We start from the raw sequence: 21,680 nt of genomic DNA, 5'->3' as shown, positions 1-21,680 counted from the left end.
CCTTCCCTGTCGTATCGGCCTGGTGTTGGGGGAGAAACGGTATCGTTCCGGACATCGTCCGGCATCACGGCGGGAATCCCTTCCCGGTCCCACGCGTTCTCCCGGCCGTGAGCCGAACTCGAAACCGCTCTGTATCGGGCTCTCACCCTGTTCTAACCCACGGGCCACATGATGAAGCATGTCCGTACATCGTCCCATCAGCCGGAGGATGAGTTGCAGCCGAACGAACCGAGTAACGGCCGGGAGACCGACGCGGAGGCCCAGAGCCCCGCGGGCCCCGAGGAGCACCCTGCCCAGGACTCCGCTCTCACCGGTGGTCAGGGACAGGACGTCCCCGTGAACGACGTCGCCCCGGAGGAGCCCGCGAACCCGGAGCCCGCTCCGAACGGCGACCCCCGCCCCTTCCAGAACACCGCCCAGGCCCCTCCGAGCGGCCCCCAGGGCACCCCCCGCTTCTCCCCTCCCGAGGGGACCGGCCCCGGCTGGGCCACCGGCCCCGAGAGCACCGGCCACCCCTCCTACGTCTTCCCCGGGGCGGGCCACCAGGCCGCCCCCGGGCCGAACGCCCCCGGCACGGGCGTTCCCGGACAGAACACCTCCGGTCCGGGCCTCCCCCCGGGGAGCACCCCGGGTCAGGGCCCCGCGACCGGCCCCTTCGGTCCCGGCCCCTCCGGCCCTCAGCACACCGCGGCCTTCGCCGTCGGGCGGCCCGGCGGTCCCGGCCCCTACGGCGGCCCGTTCGGGCAGCCGCCCTTCGGCCCTCCTCAGGAGGCGCCCAAGAAGCGCGGCGGTGGCCGGATCGTCGGGATCGCCGCGGCGACCGCCCTGGTCACCAGTCTCATCGTGGGGCCCGCCGCCGCCCTCGGCACCGCCTACCTGCTGCCGGGCGCCGAGCCGATCAGCTCGCTCACCGGTGAGCAGGGCAGCACCGCCACCGAGGGGGCCGTCGGCGAGGTCGCCGACCAGGTCCTGCCCAGCGTGGTCTCCATCCAGACCAGTCAGGGCGGCGGCAGCGGCGTGATCCTGTCCTCGGACGGTCAGATCCTCACCAACGCGCACGTGGTCGACTCGGCCACCGACGGCCGTCTCCAGGTGCGCTTCAACGACGGCAGCGCGGCCGACGCCGAGATCCTCGGTTCGGACCCGGTGTCCGACATCGCGGTGATCCAGGCCCAAGGACGCGACGATCTCACCCCGGCCACGCTGGGCGACTCCGACCAGGTCGGGGTCGGCGGCGACGTGGTGGCGATCGGTTCGCCGCTGGGCCTGTCCGGCACGGTGACCACCGGTGTGGTCAGCGCGCTCAACCGCCCGGTGAACACCGGCGCCACCGAGAGCGGGGGCGCGCAGACCTCCACCGTGATCAACGCGATCCAGACCGACGCCGCGATCAACCCGGGCAACTCGGGCGGTCCTCTGGTGAACATGGCCGGTGAGGTGATCGGGATCAACACCGCGATCGCCGGTCTGTCCCAGGAGAGCGGCTCCGTGGGGCTGGGCTTCGCCATCCCGATCAACCAGGTCCGGCCGATCGCCGAGCAGTTGGTCGCCGAGGGCAGCGCGAGCTACCCGGCCATCCAGGCGACCATCGCCCCGGCCCGGAGCGGGGGCGCGCAGATCATGGAGGTCACCGACGGCGGTGCCGCCGCCGAGGCCGGCCTGAAGGAGGGCGACGTCGTGGTCTCCCTCGAAGGCGAGGCGGTGAACTCCCCCGACCAGCTGATCGCCCAGATCCGTGCCCACCAGCCCGGTGACGAGGTGACCCTCGGTGTGGTCTCCGAGGACGGAGGCTCTCCGAAGGACGTCCAGGTGACCCTGGGCGAGCAGAGCGCCGGGGCCGCCGCTCAGGAGGAGCCCGAGGAGGACTGACCTCCCCCGGCAGGGGGGTGTGTGACCGGTCCGCGGTCTCCTGCATCAACCACGGGGGGTTGCCCGTTCGGGCGCCGGCGGGGTTCTGGAGGTGCCGTAGGTGGGGTCGCGAGGTACGAGTGGCCACACCGTAGGTGCCGAAGGTTCCCGCCTCCCTTGGCGCCCGAACACGCGCCGAAGCGCCAGCGGAGGCGCAAAGCAAACACTTTCGGGCCCCGACCCCGGCAGGGTGTAACCGGTACGCGACCTCCCACCTCAACCCCCTGGGGTGACCGGCACTCGGTCTCTCCCCCCGGGGGGGGTGCCCGAAGCGAAGCGGAGGGCCAAAGCAAACACAGACCCGGACTCCGGGGGCGGGTGACGGGGGCGTCGCTCCGCCGGGGTCCGGCGAGGGGGCGGCCCGCCGTACGGCGGGCCGCCCCTGCGCGTATGCGTGTGGGGAGACACGGCGCCACAGGGAAGACATAAGACGATACGGAGAGTATTGTTCCCTGCGCCGTGTGCTACCTCTCCGGTCGCCCAGGTGTCACCGGAAGGTCGGCGACGGTCCATACGGGTGTCCCACACTGGGGGCTCATCCTCATCGGACCGGAGCACGGGCCAGCCGCTCGACGCCCCAGGAGAAACCGGTATGTCGACGTCCTTCGCGCAGCAGTCCCCCACCGGCCCGGCACGGATCCGGGCGGAGCGGGGAAGGCACGGCACGAAAGTCCTCATCGGGACCGACACCTATCCGCCTGATGTGAACGGCGCCGCGTATTTCACCGCCAGGCTCGCCCGGGGGCTGGTCGAGCGCGGGGCCGAGGTGCACCTGTTGTGCCCGTCGCCGTCCGGTGTTCCGCACGTGGTGGTGCGGGACGGCGTGATCGAGCACCGTCTCAGGTCCATGCCCTCCCTGGCCCATGAGAGTGTGCGGCTGGCGTTGCCGCCGGGGGTGAGGGGCCATCTGGATCGGCTGTTGGAGCGGTTGCGTCCGGACGCGGTGCACATCCAGAACCACTTCCTGATCGGTCGGATGCTCGCGCGGGCCGCGCACGACCACGACGTTCCGGTGATCGCCACCAACCACTTCATGCCGGAGAACCTCTTCGACCATCTGCGGGTCCCTCGTCCGTTGCGCCCGTATACGGCGCGGCTGGCCTGGTGGGATCTGGGTCGGGTGCTGTCGAGGGTCGAGCACGTGACCACGCCGACCCCGGCCGCGGCCCGTCTCCTGTTGGATCAGGGGTTCGCGCGGCCGGTCGAACCGGTCTCCTGCGGGATCGATCTGGACCGTTTCCATCCGCTTCCCGCACGATCGACGGTCTCCGAGCGCCGTCGGCTGCGGGGCCGCTTCGGGCTGGCCGACCGTACGACGATGCTGTTCGTGGGCCGGCTCGACGAGGAGAAGAACGCCGACGAGCTGATCCGTTCCCTGGTCCACGCGCCCGACGTCCAGTTGGCGTTGGCCGGGCAGGGGTCTCATCGGGGCAGGTTGGAGGAGCTCGCCGAGGCCGAACGCGTGGCGGACCGGGTCGTGTTCCTCGGGTTCGTGGCGCACGAGGATCTGCCGGACGTGTATCGCTGCGCCGACGTGTTCACCATCGCGGGCACCGCCGAGCTACAGAGCATCGCCACTTTGGAGGCCATGGCCAGTGGCCTTCCGATCGTGGCCGTGGACGCCATGGCCCTGCCCCATCTGGTGGAGGAGGGCCGGAACGGGTACCTGTACCCGCCGGGTTCGCCGATCGAGCTCGCCGCACGGGTGGACGCGGTGGTCTCGGACGAGGCCGTGCGCGCCCGGTTGGGGGAGCACAGCCGATCGATGGCCGAGCGGCACCGCCTGGAGGACTCCCTGGAGCGTTTCGAGGCCATCTATCGGCGGGCGGGCGCCATCGTCCCCGCGCAGAGGGGTACGACGTAGCCGCCCGCCGCCCGGTGGCCTCCTAGCCCTGTTCGGTCGGCCCCTCGTCCTGGGGCGGCCGGTACAGGGGCAGTTGGAAGCCGATCACGGTACCGCCGCCCTCGCGGTTGCGCGCGAAGACCCGCCCTCCGTGATCGTGGGCGATCTCCCGGACCATGGAGAGCCCCAGACCCGAACCGGGCAGGCCTCGGGCGACGGTCGCCCGGAAGAAGCGTTCGAAGAGGTGGTCGATCTCGGCGGGGTCCACTCCGGGCCCCCTGTCGAGCACCTCGACCACGCCCTGACGTACCCGGATCTCGATCGGCGCGGCCCCGGCCTCGTCGAACTTGGCCGAGTTCTCCAGCGGGTTGGCGATGGCCCGTTCCAACGCCCCGGGGCGTCCCCACACGACGCTGTCGTCGGCGTCGACCAGGATCTCGCGGCCGGTGCGTCGTCGGGTACGGGTGGCGACCCGAGTGGCGACGTCGGCGAGCGCGACGGGGCTGCGCGCCTCGTCCTCATGGTTGCCGGTGGCCAGCCCGACCAGTTCGTTGACCAGGTCGGTGAGTTCCCGGGTCTCTCCCTGGAGGTCGTCGATGAGTCTCTGGCGACCGTCGGGCGAGAGTCGGTCCACCCGGCCCAGGACCTGGACGTTGGTCCGCAGGCTGGTGAGCGGTGTGCGCAGTTCGTGGGCCGCGTCCTGGACGAGGCGACGCTGTTCGTCCTTGGACCGGGCCAGTCGGGCGAGCATGGCGTTGAAGGCGCTGGTGAGCCTGCCGACCTCGTCGTGGCCGGGTTCCTCGGGGGTGCCGTTCCCTCCGTTCCCCCCGTTCCGTTCGGTGGTGACCGGGTCCAGACGGCCGGTGGAGCTCACGTACTCGGCGGCGTCGGTGAGACGCACCAGGCGGCCGGTGATGCGGTGGCCGACCAGCCAACCGACGGAGGCGGCGCACAGGGCGACGAACAGCCCCACCCACAGGATCTGGGTGGCCAGTCTGCCGATCATCTGCTCGACCGGCGAGAGGCGTTGCAGGAGTTGGATGGCGCCCCGGCCGTCCCCCAGGGAGACGGTGCCCACCCGGTACTCCTGGTCGTGGACCTGCTGTTCCCGGGTCCGCACCACCCCGGGCTCGTCGGTGCGGGCGACCTCCAGGTCCTCCGTGGTGGGGTGGAAGGAGGACAGTTCGTGCCGGTTGGCGAGCAGACGCGCCCAGCTGCCGTCCGGGCCGAGCACCTGGGCGTCCAGGCTGCCGGGGGCCAGGAAGGCGAACCGGTTCTCCTGCACGTCCTGGCTGTCCTGGGCCGAGATGACGAGCTGGCGCGACAGGTTCCGCACGGCGGAGTCGAACTCGTTCTCGGCGTCGGCCCGGATGAGCGCGGCGGCCGTGCTGTAGGCGAGCGTCCCGACCAGGGCGATGGTGACGACCGCGACCGCCGCGAACAGGACGGCGAAGCGGGTGCCCAACCGCCAGTCGCCCGGGGCGAACAGGACACGTCGGCCGTGGTCTCCGGAGGTCTCGCGCGGGGCGGCCACCCGGCTCACCCCTGGCGGAGCGTGTACCCGACGCCCCGCACCGTCTGGATCAGGGGGGGACCACCGTCCTCCAGCTTGCGCCTCAGGTAGCTGATGTAGACCGCCAGGTTCTTGGACTCGGGGCCGAAGTCGTAGCCCCAGATCCGGTCGTAGATGGTGGCGTGGTCCAGGACGATCCCGGCGTTGCGCATGAGCAGTTCGAGCAGGTCGAACTCGGTCTTGGACAGCTCCACCTCGCGTTCGCCGCGCCAGACGCGGCGCGCCCGAGCGTCCAGCCGCAGTTCGCCCACCCGCAGCGGCGCCTCTCCGTCGAGGTCCTCGGTGATGGGGGCGGCCCGACGCAGCAGGGCCCTCAGGCGGGCGAGGAGCTCGTCGAGTTCGAAGGGTTTGGCCAGGTAGTCGTCGGCACCGGCGTCCAGCCCCGCCACCCGGTCGGGGGTCTCCACCCTGGCCGTCAACATCAGGATGGGGGTGCGATCGTGCTCGGCGCGCAGGACCCTGGCCACGCCGAGGCCGTCGACCCCGGGCATCATGACGTCCAGGACGAGGAGGTCCACGGGTTCGGCGTGGACGGCGGCCAGGGCCTGGACACCGTCCGCGACCGTGCGCACCGTGTACCCCTCCAGTTGGAGAGCGCGTTCCAGGGACTCCCTGATGGCCCGATCGTCGTCGGCGATCAGAACGGTGGCGGTGCTTTCCATGGCCCCCATGCTCTCCCACCTTGGTGAGAGAGCGGTAAGAGCGGCTTGGGAACGGCGTGTGCCCCGTGAGGTCCGGCTCACGTACCGGGGTCGAAGGTACGGGTGCGGCGGAGCCCGGCGGCCCGCCCCTTGCCGGCGATCACCAGGGCCATCTTCCGAGAGGCCTCGTCGAGCATCTCCTCCCCCAGCATGACGGCGCCCCGACGGTCCACGGTGGTGGCGTGCGCGTAGGCGTCGAGGATGAGTTCGGCGTGGTCGTAGTCCTCCTGGGAGGGCGCGAAGATCTCACCGGCCGCCTCGACCTGGAGCGGGTGCAGGACCCACTTGCCGTCGAAGCCGAGCGCGGCGGTGCGACCGGCGGCCCTCCGGAAGGCGTCGACGTCGCGGATCTGGAGGTAGGGGCCGTCGATGGCCTGGAGTCCGTGGGCTCGGGCGGCCACGAGGATGCGCATGAGGACGTGGTGGTAGGCGTCGCCGGTGTCGTAGCCGGGCGGCTGTTCGCCCACGACCAGGCTCTTCATGTTGATCGAGGCCATGAAGTCGGCGGGCCCGTAGACGAGGGTCTCCATACGCGGGGAGGCGGCGGCGATCTCCTCGACCGCGGTGAGGCCTCGGGCGTCCTCGATCTGCGCCTCGATGCCGATCCGGCCGACGGGCAGGTCGACGGCGCGCTCGATCTGGGTGAGCAGGGTGTCGAGCCAGTGCACGTCGCGGGCGGCGGTCACCTTGGGCAGGATCAGGGTGTCCAGGTGGGCTCCGGCGTTCTCGACCACGGTGATGACATCGCGGTAGGCCCACTCGGTGGTGATGTCGTTGACCCGCACGGAACGGACCTTGCCGTCCCATCCCCCGTCCTCGAGCGCTCTGACGACGCCGGCGCGGGCGGCCTCCTTCTCCGATGGGGCGACCGCGTCCTCCAGGTCCAGGAAGAAGGCGTCGACGTCCAGTCCCCGGGCCTTCTCGACGAACCGGGGGTTGGATCCCGGTACGGCGAGCACCGACCGCCTCGACCTCGGTTCCGTCATGGTGTGTCCCCGCTCCGTCCACTGTGCGCGATCTCCGGTCCCGGATCGGGCCCGCGCCGATCATCATCGCACCGTGCGGTGCGTAGAGTGTGCCCCGGGCCCGGGGCACGCGGGACCGAGGACCATACGGGGAGTGCACATGTCCGCGACGTTCCACCCGACCAGCACCCATTGGGGCGCCTTCCAGGTGGAGGTCGAGGGCGACCGTGTGGTGGGGGTCCGTCCGAACCCGGAGGACACGGCGCCGTCCCCGGTGATGGCCAACACCCCCGCGGCCCAGCACCACCGCACCCGTGTGGCCCGGCCGGCCGTGCGTCGTCGCTGGTTGGAGCACGGCCCCGGGCCGGATCCGCGTCGCGGCGACCCCGACGACGTGTACGTGGAGGTGGAGTGGTCCACAGCCCTGGACCTGCTCGCCGCCGAGCTGGACCGTGTGCGCACCTCCCACGGCAACGAGGCGATCTACGGTGGCTCCTACGGCTGGGGCAGCGCGGGTCGGATCCATCACGCCCAGAGCCAGCTCCACCGGTTCCTCAACAGCATCGGCGGGTACACGCGTTCGCGCACCACCTACAGCCATGGCGCGCTGGAGGTGCTGTTCCCGAGACTGATCGGCACCCGGGGCGCCAATCACCTGCTGCACCGGGCCCCTTCCTGGGAACGGATCGGGGAGCACACCGAACTGCTGGTGAGCTTCGGCGGTCTGCGCCTGTCCAACACGTGGATCGCCTCCGGGGGGCGGGCCCTCCAGACGGCGGGCCCGGCCATGCGCGCCGCCGCCGAGGCCGGTGTGGAGTTCGTGTCCGTCTCTCCGCTGAGCGACGACACCCCCGAGGACCTGAAGTGCTCCTGGATCCGGACACGTCCCGGGACCGACACCGCCGTGCTGTTGGCGCTGATCCACGTGTTGTTCGACGAGGGGCTGGCCGACATCGGGTTCCTCGACCGGTACACGGTGGGCGCCGACCGGTTGCGCGCCTACGTGATGGGGGAACGGGACGAGCGAGGCGCCCCTGGCGGGGTGGAACGTTCTCCCGAATGGGCGGAGTCGGTGAGCGGGGTCCCCGCGGCCGAGCTGCGCTCCCTGGCCCGGCGGATGGCGGAGCGGCGCACCCTCGTGAACGTGGGCTGGTCGCTTCAGCGGGCCCGCTACGGCGAGCAGCCTCTGTGGGCGGGGTTGGCCCTGGCCTGCTGTCTGGGACAGGTGGGCCTGCCCGGAGGCGGGTTCGCCTCCGGCTACGGTTCCATGGGCAACTACGGCGGTGGCGCCACCCCGGTGGGGCTGCCGCGCATGCCTCAGGGGGACAACCCGGTCGACTCGTTCATTCCGGTCGCCAAGATCTCCGACATGTTGCTGGGCCCGGGCCTGTCCTACGACTACGACGGGGAGCGCCGCCGTTTCCCCGACATCCGTCTGGTGTACTGGGCGGGCGGAAACCCCTTCCATCACCACCAGGACCTGGCCCGGTTGACCAGGGCGTTCGGCCGTCCGGAGACGGTGGTGGTGCACGAGACGCATTGGACCGCCACGGCCAGGCACGCCGACATCGTGATCCCCGCGACCACGGCGCTGGAACGCGATGACATGGCCGCGAGCCAGGGAGACCTGACCCTGCGGGCGATGCCCCGCGCGGTATCGCCGCACGGGCGGGCCCGTGACGAGTACGACACCTACGCCGACCTGGCCGAACGGCTCGGGGTCCGGGGCCGGTTCACCGAGGGGCGGACCTCCGGCGAGTGGCTGCGTCTGGCCTATGAACGGTGGCGTTCGATGTTGGCCCGCCGTGACCTCCACGTCCCCGACTTCGATGGGTTCTGGGCGCGCGGGCGGATCGAGATCCCCGGCCGGGTCGAGGACGAGGCCCTTCTGGGCGATTTCCGCGCCGACCCGGAAGGGCGGCCGCTGCGCACTCCCAGCGGCCGGATCGAGCTCTATTCGGAGACGATCGCCTCGTTCGGCTACGAGGACTGCCCGGGACACCCGGTGTGGCTCCCCGGGCCCGCGGTGACCGGCCACGATGAGGGTGACGAGGCCGCGGCGGAGGAACTCCCCCTGGTACTGATCGCCAACCAACCGAAGGAACGCTTCCACGGCCAGCAGGACATGGGCGCCCACAGCGTCGCCCACAAGGTCGCGGGGCGCGCGCCGTTGCGCATGTGCCCCGAGGACGCCGAGGAGGCGGGTGTGTCCGACGGGGATGTCGCGCGGGTGTGCGGGCCGAGCGGTTCCTGTCTGGCCGGTGTGGTGGTCGACGACGCCCTGCGACCGGGGATCGTCCAGCTCTCCACGGGTTCCTGGTACGACCCGTCCGGGACCGACGTGACCTGTGCGCACGGCAACCCCAACGTCTTGACCGTGGACGAGGGCACCTCCTCGCTCGGTCAGGGGTGCACGGGCCAGCTGGTGCGGGTGCGGGTGGAGCCGTACGAGGGCACCCCTCCCGAGGTGCGGGTCTTCCGTCCCCCGCTGGGGATCGCCGAGGCTCCCGCCCCGGAGCGGGAGGGGCTCAACGGGTGAGCAGTCGATCCACCCCGCGGGGCAGCAGCACCCCGACCAGACCCAGCAACGCGTAACCGACCTGTCCGGGGGCGAGCATGCCGAGGATCGCCCCCGTGTTGGCCGTGGGCGCGCGGAGGAACTCGCCCATCCGGGGATGGGCGTGCGGCACGCCGTTGCCCACGGTGAGCAGGCCGAGCAGCGCGACCCCGACCAGGACCGTCCAGACCGTTCCGGCGGTACCGGCGCGGGCCAGCCAGTTCTGGAAGTGGTCCGCCGCCACCACCGCGTAGGCGGGACCGGCGGGTTCGACCGTCGTCCCCGACCAGAACAGGACGGCGCCGGGCAGGGCGAGCAGGAGCGTCGCCGCCACGATGACCGCCCCGGTGGCGGTGCCGGCCAACCCCAGCCTCAGGGAGAGGTCGCGAGCCCGGGTATCGAGCTCCTCCCCCGTGGGGTGACGGCGTCGGCTCCGCCCCTGTGAACGCGCCTCGCCCATGGCGTCGGCACGACGCTGTCGCAGGAAACGCAGCGTGTCGCAGAGCGCGGTGGGGCCTCGTCGGGCGGCCCGGAGCACGGTGGCGCCCTCGTGCGCGATGGCGGTCAGCGTGGTGGCCAGGGTGACCGGCAGGTCCCCCCAGAACAACGCCAGACGCCGGAACAGCGGGGCGATGTCGGCGGGCACCCGCACCCGTGTGGACACCGAACGCCCGTGCGCGCGACGCCGCATCCGGGCGAGCGGGGCCCTGCCCGGCAGCGGCGGTGTGCTCTCCGCGGCCGAGGCGATCAGACGATGGTCCATGACGACCGCGCAGATCAGGGCCAGCAGCAACAGCCACGGTGTGAGGGCCCCGCCGCCCATCATCCGGTGCAGGAAGGTGGAGACCGGGTCCAGGGCGCCGGCGGCCAGCAGCGCGTTGAAGTGGAGATGTTCCAGGTAGACCAGGGCCGAGGCCACCACCGGCAGGGCCCACAGCCCTCCGCCGTACCTGCGTCCGACGATGGCCAGTCCGAGGGCGGCACCGATCAACCCGGTGACCACGGCGTGCCCGGAGAAGACGGCGAGGACGGCGCCCTCGGTGTCGTGGATCGTGCTGCCTCCGGGCAGGAACAGGCTCTCGGAGCCCAGGGTGGGTGCCTGGATCTCGGTGAACAGCCGTTCGGCGAGCTGGAAGCCGGCACCGGACGCCGCGGCCAGCAGGAGGAAGTCCACGGCGGCCAGCCGACGCACCCGGTGGCGGGCCACCAGGAGGAGGATCGACAGCGGCGCCAGTTTGGCCAGTTCCTCCAGGGTGACGGCCACGTAGGTGTAGCCGAGCACGTGGTAGCGGTCCAGCCCCATGAGGGCGGTGATCGAGGCCTCGGCCAGGGCGACCGGCCAGACCAGGAGCGCGCCCAGCGCGACCACTCTGAGCAGGGTCGCGAAGGAGACGGTCCGAGACCGCGCCAGGAAGGCCAGCTGGAACAGCAGCACGAAGGTGAGGGCCAGCGCGGGCAGGGCGGGCCCCAGTTCGGGGACGGTCAGCGGCGCCACCAACAGCACCACGACCATGAGCCAGCCCCAGGTGCCGCGCAGTGCCCTCAGGGAGCGGACGGCCCCCGGGGAGCGCTCCCTGGCCCGTTGGGCCCGGCGGGTCAGACGTTCGTGCAGGTCCGGCCCCGGACCCCGGTTGCGCGAGTGCCGTGCCCCGGGTTCGACGCAGTGGTACTGCTGGGCGGCGGCGAGGAGTTCGGGGCGTTTGGTCCGTCGGGCCTTGGCCGCGAACTCGACGCGTACCCCGGGGATGTCCGAACCGACGATCTCACGGACGAAGTCGGCCGGACCTGCGGCCACGGTGAGTTCGTTCGCGGCGATCAGGACGGCGGCGGAGAAGTCCTCGACGCAGACCAGGAAATCGGTGGGGCCGGTCCCCCAGCCCCGGATGAGGTCGATGAGGGTGTCGGTGTCGAGGGGGACCTCGGTGACGGGGTCGTAGGAGAACTCCGCCCGGGTCCGACAGACCAGGAGCCGTTCGACGCCCATCGCCCGGCCGGCGTCGACGATCCCCTGGACCAGCCCCCGGTCCCGGGGCACCGAGAAGGGGGTCGTGACCTTGCCCCCGGCCCGCACCCAGGAGGGGTCGAACTCGGTGGGGCCGGCACAGACGCGCAGCACGAGGTCGCGCGCGAGCATCGCCTGTTCTTCCATGGACTTCCTCGTGCCGGGGGGGCGGGATCACGTCGGGGCCGTCCCCGTCCGGCGATCCCGCCGGGCCGGTGCGGCCCCGAACGAGCATAACGGCGAAGGCCTCCGCCGGAACATGCGCCTCAGGGGCTTTTTCACCGTTCGTGGATGAATGTCAGGTATCGACATCCTCCCGTTCCCGCTCCGCTTCGGCCAGGGTCGGCGACTCCCGTCTCGAAGGACGTGGACCCGCCCCGAAGGCGTCCGCGCACAGTTGGAGCGTCCAGCGCACACCCGGAAGCGAGATGGTCCAGCCGACCATCGCCCACCCCAGGTGCAGATGCTCCATCGCCCTGGCCAAGGCCGCCAGACCGCTCCAACGGTCGCCGGCGGCGTTCTCGTACGTGAGCCGGTACAGCACCTCGGGATGTTCGGCGGCCGGGCGCAACCGCAACGCCGTGGGACGGCGCGAGGCCACCATGCTCCCCACTCCCCGGCACATACCGCAGTCCATCGCGACGTACAGAACGCCCTCGGCCCGCCCCTCCCACGGCCGTAGGCGCGGGATCCAGGAACGCACCCCGGACCGATAGACCTCCCAGTCGGAGCCGAAGCGCTCGCGCATACGTCCGCCCTCGTCCCAGGAGGCGAACCCCGCCCCATAGATCAGGGAGGCGGCCGTCCCCACGAACAGGACCGGATGCAGGAACACGCCCGCCACCAGGTAGAGCAGGGCCATGGAGAGCTGCATCGGGTTGCGCACGTAGGCGTAGGGGCCACTGGTGACCAGCCGCGCGGGCGGATCGTAGGGCAACGGGGTACCGCCGCCCACCACCGCGAACTCACGGGCCGCGACCACCCCGGGAAGACAGGCCAGGGCGAGGAGTTGGACGAGGACCGAAAGGGCGCCGGGGTACTCCGGCGGGGAGAGGCCGTCGGGCCCGGGAAGAAGCGCCATGATCCCCGGCGGCGCCGTGGCCAGGAGATACACCGGCAGAACCACCATGAGGACGAGGAACAGCAGGGCCTGGACACCGCCCCTGACCCCGGGCAGGAGCCCTCGACGGGTCCAGAACGCCAGCGTCAGCGCGGGGATCAGGCACACCGCCACGCCCACGACCTCACCGAGCACCCACCACGCGCCCAGGACCACCACGGGTTCGGCGAGCGGCATCAGGACCATGTCCACCCAGACCAGGAGCACGGTGACGAGGGGGATCGGCAGCAGCCGTAGCGCCAGAGCGGGCAGCGCGCCCCACAACAGCGCCCAGGCCCCCAGCAGGTCCACGGGGATCCCCTGCCAGGAGGCGCCCTCGACGTGGAAGGACCACCAGCCCACGCGCACCGCGTACAGGTTCAACGGGACGAGTGTGCACAGTGCCCATCCGGAGGCCACGATCATCGACGCGATCTCACGCCGCCCCGGAGCCCGCCACAGGCACAGCGCCGCCACCGCGGCCACCGGCAGGAACAGCCCCAGACCCCGGACGATCAGGGCGGGGACCTCGGGTGACGGGACGGCGATCACGGCCGACCCACCCCCTCGGCGCCGGTGGATCGTTCCGCCTCGGTGGCGAAGGTCTCGGCGAGGTAGGCGGCGGCCAGGTCGGTCGTGTACCCCTGCACCGGGCCGAAGTACCAGGACGGGTCGTAGGTGCGGACGTAGTCGAACTCCCAGGCGAGCCGGGTCCGGTCGCCCTCGCGCGTCCAGGTCGCGGTGGCCCGGCGCAGGTCCATCCATCGGGCGAGGACGGTGTCGTCGACGACGTCGAAGACCACACGACCACCGTCGGTCGCCACCTCGCTCTCCACGATCTCCAGTTCCAGGGAGCGCGGGGTCGGTTCGGCGCCGATGGCCAGGGAGCGGCGCGGGGTGAAGTGGACGAGGCGGGTGTCCCCCACGGCCAGTCCCTCTCCGACCGCCTCGACCGGCTCCGGGAAGGGGACGACCCGCAGGAACGCGGCCTCGGGCCGCTCGTACTCGGGCGGAGCGGCCAACGCGGCGGCGACCCGCTCCGGCGCCGCCTCGACCAGGACCTCCCCCGCCCCGACGTTCTCCCGGGGCAGCAGGGAGAGACCTCCGACCCCTTCCAGGGTGAGCGCGAACAGGACCGGCACGGCGATGAAGGAGTGCGGGCCGTACGGGTCCCGACCGGACAGGGAGACGCACATCCAGGTCACCAGCGCGACCACCCCGTAGATCAGCGGCGCCGAGATGACCAGGCAGACCAGGCCTTCGCCGAGGAGCGGACCGGAGAGCAGGAGGAGGACGGTGGTGACGGCCACCGCCACCCCGACGGCGCTCTTGGGGCGGGCGAGCAGCACCACGGACAGCGCGATGACGACGGGCAGCCCGACGTAGAACAGCGCGGTCTGGTCCAGCCCTCCGTATCCGGCGATCCGCAGGAACAGCAGGGCGGGGAAGGCGACCAGGACCAACAGTCCGCACAGGGTCCAACGGGCCTTCGAGGCTCCACGGCCCGTCCCGGGATCGGGGGCGGGGTGCTCGGGAAGGGGGTCGGGAACGTGCGCCATGAGGACTCCTCACACTTGACCGACTGATTGAATCAAACGATTTAATCACTTGATTAAACCGTATGATGAAGGTCGAGTGAAGGGGAGGGTCATGGCCAGAGGCGGCGGTGGCGGACGCAAGAACAGCGAGGAGACCAGGGAACGCCTGCTCACGGCGGCGGGCGAGGTCCTGAGAGAAGAGGGGTACGCCGGAGCCTCGGCACGGGCCATCGCCACCCGGGCGGAGGCCAACTCGGCGCTGGTCTTCTATCACTTCGGCGGGGTCGACCAGCTGCTCCTGGCCGCCCTGGACCGCTCCAGCGCCGAACGGATGACGATGTACCGGGAGGAGGCCTCCCGAGCGCGCACCCTCGAAGAACTCGTGGAGGTCGCCACCCGCATCTACCGGACCGACCTGGAACGCGGATACATCACCGAGTTCTCCGAGCTCGTGGCCGCCGCCGTCACCAAGCCCGAACTCCGCGAGGAGATCCGACGGCGATCGGAACCCTGGATCGACTTCATCGCCGACGAGTGGGAGCGTGTGGTGGGCGGATCCCCCCTCGGCGGCCTCCTGCCGGCCCGAGAGGTCGCCTACGGCGCGCTCACCTTCTACCTGGGGGTCAACCTGTTCTCCGTCCTCGACGAGGACGCCTCCCGGACCGAGGCCGTCTTCGACCTGGCCGGAAGACTGGCGCCCCGAGCCCGCCTGCTGACGATGCGCCTGCCCCGACGCGGCGGCAGGACCAAGGAGAAGGAGACCGAATGAACGTGCACGTCGCCGAGGGGATCGAGTTCCCCTCCACCGACGACGGCGAACGCCGGGTGGTCGCCGCCGTGATCATCGACGGGCGAGGGCGGGCCTTCGCCCAACGCCGCTCGGGGACCCGCAAGATCTTCCCCCACTGCTGGGACATCGTCGGCGGCCACGTCGAAGAGGGGGAGAGCATGCTCGAAGCCCTCACCCGGGAGATCACCGAGGAGACCGGCTGGCACCTGACCGAGGTGCTCCAGGAGCTGTACCGGATCGACTGGGACCCGGGCGACGGCGTCACCCGACGCGAGGTCGACTACCTGGTCCGGGTCGAGGGGGACCTGGAACGACCGACCCTGGAGGCGGGCAAGCACACCGAGTTCATGTGGGTCGACGACTCCCGTGTCCCCCTCCTGCGCGAGGCCCGCGAGCCCGACGACTACTTCATCACCGACATCGTCCAACGCGGTCTGGACGCCGCCGCGAGGCTCGGGCTCTAGGGAGCGATCCGGACGACGGCGTTCACCCCCGTCGCGAACGCCGTCCGGCGGCACGCACCTCCCGAAGCGCGAGGGGGATCCCCTCCAACAGATCCGAAGCACTGATCGGCCCACCGTCGTGCGCCAGCGTCGCCGCGCGTCCGTGCACGTAGGCCGCGCACAGGGCCGCCTCGCGGGCCGACAGTCCGGAGGCCAGGAGCGCCCCCGCCGCACCCGAGAGCACGTCGCCCGAACCGGCCGTCGCCAACAACGGCGTCCCCGTCGGGGAGACGAACGACGGGGCGCCCGGGTGGGCGATCACCGTCGTCGACCCCTTCAGCAGCACGGTCGCCCGGTACAGGGACGCCGCCTCGACCGCGTGCTCCAGACGGCGCGCCTCGATCGCGGAACGATCGACGTCCGACAACAGTCGGGACAGCTCTCCCGCGTGCGGGGTGAGCAGCGTATCCGCCTCGCGCTCCCGCACCAGTGCGGTGAGACGCCCGTCGTTCGCCAACAGGTTGAGCGCGTCCGCGTCGAGCAGTACCGGACGGTCGCTCTCCAAAAGGGCCCGGAGCTCGTCGGCGTCGGAGGGACGCGTCCCCCTCCCCGGCCCGACCACGACCGCCGCCACCCGCCCCGGCCCCAGATCCGTGTGGTCCAGCGGGTCCAGGGGCAGGCCGACCGTCTCGGGCCAACGGGCGACCACCCGGGCCAGCGCGTTCTCCCCCGCCCCGAAGCGGACCATCCCCACCCCGGTGCGCAGGGCGCCGCCCACGCACAGGACCGCCGCGCCCGGATAGCGGTCGGAGCCGGCGCGGACGGCGAGCACGCCTCGGCGGTACTTGTCGTCCTCGACCGATGGGGACGGCAGCATTCGGGCGATGTCCACAGCCTGTGGACGGAGCAGGGCCGCCTCGGGAAGCTCCGGAGCGAGCCCGATGTCGACGAAGTGGACGCGTCCCGCCCGCTCGGCCCCCGGGTCGACGAACAGGCCGGGCTTGTACGTGCCGAAGGTGACGGTGGCGTCCGCCCGGACGGCGGCGCCCTCCACCTCTCCCGTATCGGCGTCCACCCCGCTGGGCAGGTCGACCGCGATCACGAACGCCGGCGAGGCCTCCGCCAGGGCCGCGAGAGAGGCATGGGGTTCACGCAGGCCACCGTGGCCTCCGATACCGACCAGCCCGTCGACGATCAGGTCGGCGCCCGACAGGGCCGAACGCACCTCCTCCGACGAGGCCGCGTTCTCCTTCAGAATCCGGCCGCCCGCGGACAGCAGGGCGTCACGACCACCCCCGTGGATCCGAGAACCCGCGGACACCACCCGCACACAGGCGCCCCTGGCCGCCAGGTCCGCCCCCGCGTACAGGGCGTCCCCGCCGTTGTCCCCGCTCCCCACCAGCAGAGTGATCCGAGAGCCGTACACCCGGGGCAGCGCGCGAGAGCAGTGGAGCGCGAGTCCCGTGGCGGCGCGGCGCATGAGCGCGCCCTCGGGCAGACGGGCCATGAGGGTCCGTTCGGCTTCCCGGACGACGTCGACGTGATGGGCTGAGAGCACGGTCTCCTCCGAGGGGCGGGGTCTGACGTTCCATCGTCGCCCATCCGATTCGCGACGCGCCCGCATCGCCACACCGATGGTGCCGCCGGAGCCGGGAGTCCGGTCGCACCGTTCATCCGAATAGGACCTTCGACCCATAACCAAGAAACGACCTTAAAGACATATCGCCCATTGTTATGGAATCACTACGTAGAGAAGGCGCGGTTGGGAACAATGGAGGTATGCCTCGACCGAAGAAATACGTGTCCAGGTCCGATCTGGGGTGGGGTTCCTCCCCTGCGTCCCGAGCCGACCCCCGCTCCGGTCTCGTCATCCACTACGACAGCACCGACCAGGGACTGGCCGGTAAGGACCACTCCGCCTGCCTGACCTACTGGCGCAACACCCGCAACTTCCATACCGGCCCCTCCCGCGGCTGGGCCGACATCGGCTACTGCGTCGATGAGAGCACCGAGATCCTCACCGAGGACGGGTGGAAGACCTTCCACGACATCCGCGAGGGCGACCTCGTCCTCACCCTCGACCATGAGACGGGCATGTCCCGATGGCAGCCGCTCCAGGCGGTGAACGTCTTCCCCGCCATGCCACGGGAACTGATCCGGATGGAGGGCAGGGATCACTCCTCCCTGACCACCGCCCAACACCGCTGGCCCGTCGAACGCCACGCAGAGGGGGCCGGGGCCGAGCGGGCCTGGGCCACCAGTGGCACCTTGAACGGGAGGGATCGTCTCCTCCTCGCCTCTCCCTGTTCCTCACTGCCCACCGAGCCCAAGTGGGACGACGACCTCGTCGAATCGGTCGCTCGTTCCTGCTCCGGGCTTCCCGAGGCCCCGGAACACCGACCGGAGGAGCGGTGGGAGTTCTCCGAACAGGCCCCAGGAGGGGTCCCCACCTTCGCCTTCGTCTCCTCCCTCACCGCATCACAACACGCCCTGTTCCTGCGGACCGCGTGTGACGTCTCCCCCGACGGCCCCGGCACGGCGACCCTGCCCTCCCTGGCGTCCGCGGAGGCCTTCCGGCTGTCAGCGGTACTGATCGGCCGTGCGAGCGTGGTGCGCCGGACCTCTTCCGGCTACCGTCTGACCCTGACCGATCCCGACCACACGGCCCTCGCACCCGACGCCCTCACCATCGGCAGGGAGACCTATGAGGGGCGGATCTGGTGTCCGACCACCCCGGACGGGACCTGGCTGGCCCGGCGCGAGGGGACGGTCTACTTCACCGGGAACTCGTTCATGGCGTGTCCGCACGGATACGTGATCGAGGGGCGCGGGCTGTACCGCACTCAGGCCGCCCAGCCCGGCGGGAACTCCAGTCACTACTCCTGCACGCTGGCCACCGGACCGAGCGACCCCATCACCCCCGAGCAGATCAACGCGGTCCGTGTGCTGCGCGAGTGGCTGATGGAGCCCGACACCTCCATCGCGGGCACCGTGCTGGGGCACCGCGACTTCATCTCCACCTCCTGCCCCGGTGACAAGGCCTACCGGATGGTCCAGGACGGCACCTTCGCCAAAGCCCCCGACGACTCCGAAGGAGACGACGACATGCCGCAGCACCGCCGCTTCGAGAAGAGCGGGTCCCAGACCCTGGAGCCGGGCAAGTGGGCGAGCCTGGCCTTCGACAGCCGGCACGACGGCGAGACCGGCGAGTTCTACGCCGTGGTGGGTGTCGAGGAGAAGGAGGGCGCCTACTACGACGTGTCCGTCGGGGTGGTCCTCGAAGGGGTCACCCCCGGGGCCGAGGTGCAGATCCGCGCGACCGAGTACGAGCCCGACGGTGACGGCGGCTGGAAGATCGCCCGCAACCGTCCGCAGAACAGCCCCGTCCACCAGGGCGGCATGGCCCACTTCACCTACTCCTGGAAGGGGAACCTGGCCAAGGGGCGGCGCGTGCGCTTCCGGATCGCCCAGTTCGGCGAATCGGACGCCCAGGTCACCTCGGCCACCACCGACGTCTTCTACTGGCCCCGTTGAACCGAACGTCGAGGCCTCGGACGATCCACCCCTTCGCCCGGGGCCTTCCCCATGTCCGGGACCGGCCATAGCGGGCATGAAGCACACGAACCTCCCACATCACCGGATACGCTCTGTCATCGGCCGTGTGAGTCGGTTCCTCGGCCTCCCCCTCCCCCCGCTACCGAGAGACGGACAGCACCATGGCCCACCCCGGCGACCCCCAGGGCCCACACGGCCACGAACCCCCCTACGGTGGACAGCCGCCCCACGGTTCTCAGCCGCCCTACGGCCCCCAGTCGCCCTATGGCCAGGGGCCCGACCCCTATGGTCAGGGGCCGCCGTACGGCACCCCTCCGCCCTACGGGCAGCAGCCGCCTCCCCCGAAGGCCGGCATGTCCACCGGGGCGAAGGTCGGCATCGGTTGCGCCGCCGCGGTCGTTCTGCTGGTCCTCTTGCTGATCGGAGGCCTCGTGGCCACTCTGGTGACCGAGGACTCTTCCTCGCCACGGCCCGAGACGTCCTCGGCCGCCCCGGAGCCCGAAGAGCCCGAGGAGACCGACCCCGTGACCGAGGAGACGGAGGCTGCCTCCGAGGAGGACGACATCGTCATGACCGCCTCGCTCGCGGGCAACGTCGAGAACTCCATCGACGACGCGGTGTTCACCGTCGTCGACGTCACCGTGGAGAACAACGGCGACGAGAGCATCGACATCAACCCGATCTACTTCCAGGCGATCCTCGCCGACGGCACCTCCGCGAACGATTGGGGCGAGGCCCTCTTCGCCGACATCGACCACTTCAGTGTCGGTTCCCTGCCTCCGGGTGGGAGCGTCGAGGGGCAGATCTCGGTGAGCGGCGCCGACGTCGACATCGTCGAGGTGGAGTTGGGCGGGTTCTTCGGGACCCGTGAGCCCGTCAGGGTCGAGGTCGATTGATCCTTCTCCCGGGCCCCGGCGAGCGCGTGCCGCCGGGGCCCTTTCGTGTCCAGGAGTGGCCATGAGGCCGGTAAACCGCCCTTCCGGCCCTCCGCCACGGGCTACGCTCTGCGCACAGCCGCTCGACCCGCTCATCAGTCGGCATCCCCCCGCGGCACCCGCTCCGCCGCCCCCTGAGAACGAGAGACGGAGCAACACCATGCAGAGACTCGCCCTTCCCAGCGCCGCCCTCCTGGCTCTCCTCGCCGCGTCCGCGTGCGGTACCGGTGGGACTCCGGCCGAGGACCGTACCGCGAACATCGCCGAGGCCGACACGGAGGCGGAGCCCGCCGACGAGGCGGAGGACTCGCCCTCCGAGGTGGAGGTGGACCTCGGCGGGACCTACGAATTCGACGACGGTCTGGTCATCGAGCTCTCCGGCGTCGAGCGAGGTGTCAGTGGCGAATGGGCCTACCCCGAGAACATGGAGCACGCGAGGTTCACCATCCAGATCCAGAACGGCACCGGCGGCGCCGTCGATCTGACGATGTTCTACCTCCAGTGCCAGTACGGCGAGGAGGGCCGGACCGGCGAGACGATCCACGACACCGATCAGGGGCTGGGCGACGGGTTCACCGGCACGGTCATGGCGGACCGGAGCGCGACCGCCGACTTCGGATGTGAGCTTCCGTCCGAGGAAAGCTACCTCCAGGTCGAGGTGAGCGTCGGCGACGAGACGGAGACCGACTGGATGCGTCCGACCGTCTACTTCGTCGGCGACGTGTAGGCCGGACCCCGGGTCGAGGGCTCCGGCGGCGCGAACGTGCCGCCGGAGCCTCCGACCGGGAGCGCTTCGCGCTCGATACCCCCTCCGGGTCTCCGCCCGTGTTCTCTACGTAACAGCAGGTCAGATCGGCCTTCCGAGTCGTTCCAGAGCACTGGTCGAGCTGTACTACAGTCTGTCGTAGTTTGTGCGGGCTCCGCCGACATGGGCGGACGCCACGAAGGACCCGAGCGGAGGCGGCGTGGTCGACTGGCTGACCATGACCATTCAGATGGTGTCGTTGGCGATGGCCGTGTGGTGCCTCGTCTCGACCTTCCGCGACCAGCCGATGCTGGTCCCCCATCTGGTCGGCATGGGGGTCCTGTGGCTCCTGGTCCTGGCCCAGGTCGGCGTGCTGATCGCGGCCATGATCGGCGGGGACCGACCCGACGAGATGGTCATGGTCGTGTCCTATCTGGCGACCATCGCCCTCCTGCCTCCGGCCTGTGCCGTGTGGGGGTTCATGGAGCGCAGCAAGTGGGGGCCCGCGGTCATCGCCTTCACCTGCTTCATCCTTCCCGTCCTCCTGGTCCGGATCGAGCAGCTGTGGAGTCCCGTTGTCTGACGCAGACGTCACCGAACGCCCCGACCGCACCCTGCGCACCGGCCCGGGGCGGCTGTTGGTCGCCGTCTACGCGGTGTTCGCCCTGGCCGCGACGGCGCGTGGGAGCTACCAGCTGGCCACCCGTTTCGAGGAGGCCCCGCTGGCGTACGGGCTGTCCGTGTTCGCCGGGATCGTGTACCTGATCGCCGCGATCGGCCTGGCGCGCGCGGGCCGCACCTCGCGTCGGGTGGCGCTGGTGTCGGTCTCCGTGGAGATGGCGGGCGTCCTCGTGGTGGGCGCCCTGAGCGAGCTCACCAGCGGCGTCTTCCCCGAGGACACGGTCTGGTCGCACTTCGGAAGCGGCTACATGTTCATCCCGTTGGTGCTGCCGATCCTGGGGCTGTGGTGGATCCTCAAGGTGCATCGGGCCGACCGGGACCAGGGTTCGTTCTCGACCACGTAGC

At 71.0% G+C, this 21,680-nt stretch carries 17 protein-coding genes; 10 read left to right on the top strand and 7 right to left on the bottom strand.

Annotated features, from left to right (window positions below; translation table 11 throughout):
* Window positions 1–213: 213 nt before the first annotated feature.
* Both U9J66_RS20330 and U9J66_RS20325 read left to right on the top strand, forming a co-directional pair.
* Entirely contained in the window at window positions 214–1,869 is a 1,656-nt protein-coding gene (locus U9J66_RS20330; protein ID WP_326338402.1) for a S1C family serine protease, read from the top strand.
* 631 nt (window positions 1,870–2,500) lie between these two features.
* Window positions 2,501–3,772: a glycosyltransferase gene (locus tag U9J66_RS20325; RefSeq protein ID WP_326338400.1), complete on the top strand. Its 1,272-nt coding sequence runs from the start codon at window positions 2,501–2,503 to the stop codon at window positions 3,770–3,772.
* Window positions 3,773–3,794: 22 nt separating this feature from the next.
* On the opposite strand, the gene U9J66_RS20320 is transcribed toward U9J66_RS20325, so the two are convergent.
* From U9J66_RS20320 to U9J66_RS20310, 3 genes are all read right to left on the bottom strand, one after another.
* Window positions 3,795–5,285: a sensor histidine kinase gene (locus tag U9J66_RS20320; protein WP_017536217.1), complete on the bottom strand. Its 1,491-nt coding sequence runs from the start codon at window positions 5,283–5,285 to the stop codon at window positions 3,795–3,797.
* Between the two features lie 5 nt (window positions 5,286–5,290).
* Window positions 5,291–5,986 (bottom strand): response regulator transcription factor, encoded by a 696-nt coding sequence (locus tag U9J66_RS20315; protein ID WP_017536218.1) that lies wholly within the window; start codon window positions 5,984–5,986, stop codon window positions 5,291–5,293.
* Between the two features lie 77 nt (window positions 5,987–6,063).
* The gene (locus tag U9J66_RS20310) at window positions 6,064–7,011 is read right to left on the bottom strand and encodes an HpcH/HpaI aldolase/citrate lyase family protein (protein ID WP_026125312.1); all 948 of its coding nucleotides are present in this window, start codon (window positions 7,009–7,011) and stop codon (window positions 6,064–6,066) included.
* A gap of 139 nt (window positions 7,012–7,150) precedes the next feature.
* On the opposite strand from U9J66_RS20310, the gene U9J66_RS20305 reads away from it, so the two are divergent.
* Window positions 7,151–9,529 (top strand): molybdopterin-dependent oxidoreductase, encoded by a 2,379-nt coding sequence (locus U9J66_RS20305; protein WP_326338398.1) that lies wholly within the window; start codon window positions 7,151–7,153, stop codon window positions 9,527–9,529.
* Here U9J66_RS20305 and U9J66_RS20300 read toward each other — a convergent pair.
* From U9J66_RS20300 to U9J66_RS20290, 3 genes are all read right to left on the bottom strand, one after another.
* Window positions 9,519–11,696, bottom strand: a complete 2,178-nt coding sequence (locus tag U9J66_RS20300; protein ID WP_326338397.1) for a PrsW family intramembrane metalloprotease — start codon at window positions 11,694–11,696, stop codon at window positions 9,519–9,521. The two genes, U9J66_RS20305 and U9J66_RS20300, sit on opposite strands and share 11 nt — an antisense overlap.
* Window positions 11,697–11,847: 151 nt before the next feature.
* The gene (locus U9J66_RS20295; RefSeq protein ID WP_326338395.1) at window positions 11,848–13,200 is read right to left on the bottom strand and encodes an isoprenylcysteine carboxylmethyltransferase family protein; all 1,353 of its coding nucleotides are present in this window, start codon (window positions 13,198–13,200) and stop codon (window positions 11,848–11,850) included.
* Window positions 13,197–14,207 (bottom strand): hypothetical protein, encoded by a 1,011-nt coding sequence (locus tag U9J66_RS20290; protein ID WP_326338394.1) that lies wholly within the window; start codon window positions 14,205–14,207, stop codon window positions 13,197–13,199. The genes U9J66_RS20295 and U9J66_RS20290 overlap by 4 nt, the downstream gene beginning before the upstream one ends.
* A gap of 91 nt (window positions 14,208–14,298) precedes the next feature.
* On the opposite strand from U9J66_RS20290, the gene U9J66_RS20285 reads away from it, so the two are divergent.
* Both U9J66_RS20285 and U9J66_RS20280 read left to right on the top strand, forming a co-directional pair.
* Entirely contained in the window at window positions 14,299–14,955 is a 657-nt protein-coding gene (locus U9J66_RS20285) for a TetR/AcrR family transcriptional regulator (protein WP_041561848.1), read from the top strand.
* Complete coding sequence (locus U9J66_RS20280) at window positions 14,952–15,440, top strand: NUDIX hydrolase (protein ID WP_014913175.1); 489 nt, start codon at window positions 14,952–14,954, stop codon at window positions 15,438–15,440. The genes U9J66_RS20285 and U9J66_RS20280 overlap by 4 nt, the downstream gene beginning before the upstream one ends.
* Window positions 15,441–15,462: 22 nt before the next feature.
* Here the strand turns inward: U9J66_RS20280 and U9J66_RS20275 are convergent, their stop codons facing one another.
* Complete coding sequence (locus U9J66_RS20275; RefSeq protein ID WP_326338393.1) at window positions 15,463–16,977, bottom strand: NAD(P)H-hydrate dehydratase; 1,515 nt, start codon at window positions 16,975–16,977, stop codon at window positions 15,463–15,465.
* A 242-nt stretch (window positions 16,978–17,219) separates the two neighbouring features.
* Here U9J66_RS20275 and U9J66_RS20270 point away from each other — a divergent pair, with 242 nt between their 5' ends.
* From U9J66_RS20270 to U9J66_RS20250, 5 genes are all read left to right on the top strand, one after another.
* Window positions 17,220–18,953, top strand: a complete 1,734-nt coding sequence (locus U9J66_RS20270) for an N-acetylmuramoyl-L-alanine amidase (RefSeq protein ID WP_326338392.1) — start codon at window positions 17,220–17,222, stop codon at window positions 18,951–18,953.
* A gap of 182 nt (window positions 18,954–19,135) precedes the next feature.
* The gene (locus U9J66_RS20265; RefSeq protein ID WP_326338391.1) at window positions 19,136–19,870 is read left to right on the top strand and encodes a DUF4352 domain-containing protein; all 735 of its coding nucleotides are present in this window, start codon (window positions 19,136–19,138) and stop codon (window positions 19,868–19,870) included.
* Between the two features lie 199 nt (window positions 19,871–20,069).
* A complete protein-coding gene (locus U9J66_RS20260; protein WP_042282073.1) occupies window positions 20,070–20,636 on the top strand; it encodes a hypothetical protein in 567 nt (188 codons plus the stop codon).
* 238 nt (window positions 20,637–20,874) lie between these two features.
* Window positions 20,875–21,237, top strand: a complete 363-nt coding sequence (locus U9J66_RS20255) for a hypothetical protein (RefSeq protein ID WP_161111221.1) — start codon at window positions 20,875–20,877, stop codon at window positions 21,235–21,237.
* A complete protein-coding gene (locus U9J66_RS20250; protein WP_014912735.1) occupies window positions 21,230–21,679 on the top strand; it encodes a hypothetical protein in 450 nt (149 codons plus the stop codon). Before U9J66_RS20255 ends, U9J66_RS20250 begins: the two co-directional genes overlap by 8 nt.
* The last annotated feature ends 1 nt before the right edge of the window (window position 21,680 follow it).

The sequence above is a fragment of the Nocardiopsis sp. LDBS1602 genome, assembly GCF_035818715.1.
Classification (GTDB): domain Bacteria; phylum Actinomycetota; class Actinomycetes; order Streptosporangiales; family Streptosporangiaceae; genus Nocardiopsis; species Nocardiopsis alba.
Note: the sequence above shows the minus strand (reverse complement) of the source record. Positions and strands in the feature narration are given on the sequence as shown.